The organism is Burkholderia sp. LMG 13014 (assembly GCF_905232215.1).
Classification (GTDB): Bacteria; Pseudomonadota; Gammaproteobacteria; order Burkholderiales; family Burkholderiaceae; genus Burkholderia.
On the sequence record NZ_CAJNKE010000416.1, the window covers coordinates 1 to 5,464 of the forward strand.

The 5,464-nt window shown below is 69.8% G+C and carries 2 protein-coding genes; both read right to left on the reverse strand.

The annotated features are described in order from the left end of the window. The coding region (gene putA / locus JYJ84_RS27530; protein ID WP_205189699.1) for a trifunctional transcriptional regulator/proline dehydrogenase/L-glutamate gamma-semialdehyde dehydrogenase at positions 1 to 3,279 on the reverse strand (3,279 nt) is incomplete at its 3' end. A gap of 383 nt (positions 3,280 to 3,662) precedes the next feature. Then, a partial coding sequence (locus tag JYJ84_RS27535) for a primosomal protein N' (RefSeq protein WP_205189701.1) occupies positions 3,663 to 5,464 on the reverse strand: 1,802 nt, incomplete at its 5' end.

A 5,464-nucleotide genomic window follows, 5' to 3' on the forward strand; every position in this document is an offset into this window, starting at 1 on the left:
CTGCAGGTACAGCGCGCCGCCGGCCTTCGGGCCCGTGCCCGACAGCCCTTCGCCGCCGAACGGCTGCACGCCGACCACCGCGCCGATCACGTTGCGGTTCACGTAGATGTTGCCCACGTGCGCATTCGAGATCACATGCGCGATCGTCTCGTCGATCCGCGTGTGGATGCCGAGCGTCAGGCCGTAGCCGGTCGCACGGATCTGCTCCAGCAGCTTGTCGAGCTGGCTGCGGCGGTAACGCACCACGTGCAGCACGGGGCCGAACACCTCGCGCTTCAGCTCGTCGATGCTGCCGATCTCGATCAGCGTCGGCGGCACGAACGTACCGTGCGCACAGGCCTCGGGCGCCGGCAGCTGCGTGACGCCGTGACCCTTGTCCTTCATCGCCGCGACGTGCGTGTCGATCGTCTGCTTCGCTTCGCCGTCAATCACCGGGCCGACGTCCGTCGACAGCCGGTCGGGGTTGCCGAGCGCCAGCTCGTGCATCGCGCCCTTCAGCATCGTCAGCGTGCGGTCCGCGACATCGTCCTGCAGACACAGAACGCGCAGCGCCGAACACCGTTGACCGGCCGAGTCGAAAGACGACTGCATCACGTCCGCGACGACCTGCTCCGCGAGCGCCGACGAGTCGACGATCATCGCGTTCTGGCCGCCCGTTTCCGCGATCAGCGGGATCGGCTTGCCGTCCGGGTCGAGGCGCGAAGACAGCGTCTTGTTGATCAGGCGCGCGACTTCGGTCGAGCCGGTGAACATCACCGCGCGGGTGCGCGGATCGGCCACCAGCGCCGCGCCGACGGTCTCGCCGGTACCCGGCAGCAGTTGCACCGCACCGGCCGGCACGCCGGCCTCGCGCAGCAGGCGCACGGCCTGCGCGGCGATCAGCGGCGTCTGTTCGGCCGGCTTCGCGAGCACCGTGTTGCCGGCCGCGAGGGCCGCGGCAACCTGGCCCATGAAGATCGCGAGCGGGAAGTTCCACGGGCTGATACAGACCACGGGGCCCAGCGGACGGTGCGTGTCGTTCGAGAATTCGTCGCGGATCTGCGCGGCGTAGTAGCGCAGGAAGTCGACCGCTTCGCGGATCTCGGCGATCGCGTTCGGCAGCGATTTGCCGGCTTCGCGCACGATCAGGCCCATCAGCGTGTGCATCTGCGCTTCGAGCAAGTCGGCCGCGCGCACCAGGCAATCGGCACGTGCATCGACCGGCGTCGCCTGCCAGATCGGCGCGGCGGCCACCGCGTGCGCGAGCGCCGCGCTCACGTGTTCGGCCGTCGCTTCGCTGACCGTACCGACCAGGTCACGCTGGTCGGCCGGGTTGCGCACGTCGCGGGCCGGCGCGTCGGCGAGCGTGTCGTCGTCGAGCATCGGCGCCGCGCGCCACGGGAAATGCGCGCTCGCGAGCAGCGCGGACGACAGCGACGCGAGACGGTGTTCGTTCGACAGGTCGAGGCCCATCGAGTTGGGACGCTCGTCGCCGTACAGGTGGCGCGGCAGCGGGATCTTCGCGTGCGGCGCGCCGAGCGGCACGACCTTCGACGCCTCGTCGACCGGATCGGCGACCAGTTCCTTCACCGCCACGGTCTTATCCGCGATGCGGTTCACGAACGACGTGTTCGCGCCGTTCTCGAGCAGGCGGCGCACCAGGTACGCGAGCAGCGTTTCGTGCGTGCCGACCGGTGCGTACACGCGGCACGGACGGTTCAGCTTGTCGCGGCCCGTGACTTCCTCGTACAGCGGCTCGCCCATCCCGTGCAGGCACTGGAATTCGTACTGGCCCGGGTAGTAGTTCTGGCCCGCGAGCTGGTAGATCGCGGCAAGCGTGTGCGCGTTGTGCGTCGCGAACTGCGGGTAGACGGCATCCGGCGCCGCGAGCAGCTTCTTCGCGCACGCGAGGTACGACACGTCGGTGTAGATCTTGCGCGTATAGACCGGATAGCCTTCGAGGCCGTCGACCTGCGCACGCTTGATCTCGGTATCCCAGTACGCGCCCTTCACGAGGCGGATCATCAGGCGGTGACGGCTGCGGCGCGCGAGATCGATCAGGTAGTCGATCACGAACGGGCAGCGCTTCTGGTAGCCCTGCACGACGAAGCCGATGCCGTTCCAGCCCGCGAGCTCCGGGTCGAAGCACAGCGCTTCCAGCAGGTCGAGCGACAGCTCGAGGCGGTCGGCCTCTTCCGCGTCGATGTTCAGGCCGATGTCGTAGCGGCGTGCGAGCAGCGCGAGCGCGCGCACGCGCGGCAGCAGTTCGCTCATCGTGCGGTCCTGCTGCGAGCGCGAGTAGCGCGCGTGCAGCGCCGACAGCTTGATCGAGATGCCCGGGCCTTCGTAGATGCCGCGGCCGCCGGCCGCCTTGCCGATCGCGTGGATCGCCTGTTCGTACGACGCGTAATAGCGCTGCGCGTCCTCCTCGGTCGTCGCCGCTTCGCCGAGCATGTCGTACGAGTAGCGGAAGCCGCGCGCTTCGTACTTGCGGCTGTTCGCGAGCGCTTCGGAAATCGTCTCGCCGGTGACGAACTGCTCGCCCATCAGGCGCATCGCCATGTCGACGCCCTTGCGGATCAGCGGCTCACCGCCGCGGCCGATCAGGCGCGTCAGCGCCGACGACAGCCCCGCCTCGCTGTTGGTCGTCACGAGCTTGCCGGTGATCATCAGCCCCCAGGTCGCCGCGTTCACGAACAGCGACGGCGCGTGGCCGACGTGCGAACGCCAGTCGCCCTTGCTGATCTTGTCGCGGATCAGCGCATCGCGCGTCGCGCGATCGGGAATGCGCAGCAGCGCTTCAGCGAGGCACATCAGCGCGACGCCTTCCTGGCTCGACAGCGAGAACTCGTGGATCAGCCCTTCGACGCCGCCACCCGAGCTCTTCTCGCGCAGCGCCTCGACGAGCTTCGTCGCGAGCGCCTGCACGTCCGCCTGCAGGTTCGCGGGCAGGCGCGCCTGGCCGAGCAGGAACGGTACGCATTCCGGCTCGGGGCGGCGGTACGCGGCCGTGATCGCCGCGCGCAGCACCGATTGCGGCTGCACGTTCTGCGCGAACTCGAGGAACGGATGCGGCGAGTTGTCGTCGTCGCCATCCGTGGACTGACCGTCGGCGAGCTCCGTCACGCCGCTGTGGCCCGACAGCTCGGGCGGCAACTGGCCGTGCTCGATCCGCTCGAGGTACGCGAAGATCGCCTGCTTGATCAGCCAGTGGGGAGTGCGCTCGAGACGCGCGGCGGCGTCCTTGAGGCGCGAGCGGAGAAGGTCGTCGACTTTGACGCCGAGAGTCGTGCTTGCCATGGTGGGTTCGTGCGCCGGTGCGAGCCCGGCAATGTGGTGTGAGAGGATGCGCGAAATCCTACGGCACGCAATAAAAAGGTGCAACCAAATTGCGAGATAGGTTGCACCCACAAGTTACTCAATATAATCAGCCACTTATGCGGTTGCAACCTAGGGGTTGCCCGTGGTCGGGGGATCGGTGTTTTCCCTGAGCGGGCCGGTTTGACATGCGTGCGCAACCTTCCGCGGGCCTGGCGGCGCACGAAAACCGGTTGCACTGGGTGTGATGGCGGACGGGGCGCCCGGGTGCGGCCGTGCGGCAACAGACGGTTCGGGGGTGCCCGGCGCGGCGGCCCGGGCTTCAACGCAGCGCCACGCAGCACGACGGCCGCATGGCGCGCCGCTCAGATATCCAGCGGATCGACTTCGACGCTCCACCGCAGCACGCCCTTCAGCGCGCGCAACTCCGGCTGCCACGCGCGCAGCGCATGCTGCAGCGCCGCCCGCGACGCGCTTTCGAGCAGCAACTGCGCGCGGTGGACGTTCGCGACCTTGACGATCGTCATCGGCACCGCGTCGTACACGGTCACGCGATCGGCGCCCGGCAGCCCGGGCAACGCGGCCGCGGCTTGCAGCAGGAAGGCGAGCGCCGCGTCGAGCGTGCGCCCTTCGGCGCGCAGCAGCGCCTGGTAGACGAACGGCGGCAGGTGCGCGTCGCGGCGCTCGCCGAGCGTCGAATTCGCGAAGCCGACGTAATCCTGCCGCCCGAGCGCGTGGTACAGCGCATGACGCGGGTAACGCGTCTGCACGAGCACCTCGCCCGGCAGCCCGGCGCGCCCCGCGCGGCCGCTCACCTGCATCAGCTGCGCGAACAGCCGTTCGCTCGCGCGGAAGTCGTGCGAGAACAGCGCGGTGTCGGCATTGAGCACGCCGACGAGCGACACGCGCTGGAAGTCGTGCCCCTTCGCGATCATCTGCGTGCCGACGAGGATATCGACCTCGCCCGCATGCACGTCGGAAAAGAGCGCCTGCGCGCTGCCCTTGCGGCGCGTGCTGTCCGCGTCGATCCGCAGCACGCGTGCGCCCGGCACGGCCTCGGCGAGCGCCTCCTCGATGCGTTGCGTGCCGCGCCCGAGCGGCGCGATGTCGACGTTCCCGCACTCGGGGCACGATCGCGGAATGCGCGATTCCCAGCCGCAGTGATGGCAGCGCAACGCATGCTCGGGCTTGTGCAGCACGACGTACGCGCTGCAGCGCGGGCAGCCTGCGACCCAGCCGCAGGCGTCGCAGGCAAGCTGCGGCGCGTAGCCACGCCGGTTCAGGAACACGAGGCTCTGCTCGCCGCGTTCGAGCCGCGCCTTCAGCGCCGCGACGAGCGGCCCCGACAGCCCGCCCATCGACGCGCGCCCGCGCCGCCGCTCCTCTTCGAGGTCGATCAGCCGCACGGTCGGCAGCGTCGCGTCGGCCACTGCGCGGCGCGACAGCGTGAGCCGCGTGTAGCGGCCCTGCTCGGCCTGCCACCAGCTTTCGAGCGACGGCGTCGCCGAGCCGAGCACGACCGTGATGCCGAGCTGTTTCGCACGCCACACGGCGAGATCGCGTGCCGAGTAGCGCAGCCCTTCCTGCTGCTTGTACGCGGGCTCGTGCTCCTCGTCGACGACGACCAGCGCGAGCGTTGGCATCGACGCGAGCACCGCGAGGCGCGTGCCGAGCACGATCCGCGCGCGGCCCGTATGCGCGGCAAGCCAGTTGCGCGCACGCTCGCCCTCGGCGAGCCCGCTGTGCAGCGTGACGATCGCGTCGTCGGCGAGCGCGCCCGCGAAGCGCGCACGAAACGCGGCCTCGAACTGCGGCGTCAGGTTGATTTCGGGGACGAGCACGAGCGCTTGCGCGTCCGGCCGCGCGTCGAGCAACGACGCGAGCGCATGCAGATAGACCTCGGTCTTGCCGCTGCCCGTCACGCCGTGCAGCAGGAACGGCGCGAAGCCCTGCGCGGCGCGGATCGCGTCGAGCGCCTCGGCCTGCTGGTCCGTGAGTGCCGGCGGCACAGTTCGTCCACCGGCTGCCAACAGGTTATCCACAGCTTTGGGCACAGGCGCATCGGCCCAGCCGATCTCCTCGACGTCGACCCAGCCGCGCGCCGCCCAGTCGTCGAGCGTCGCGACCGCCTTCGGATGCAGCGCGCGCGCATCGGGCAACGCCAGCG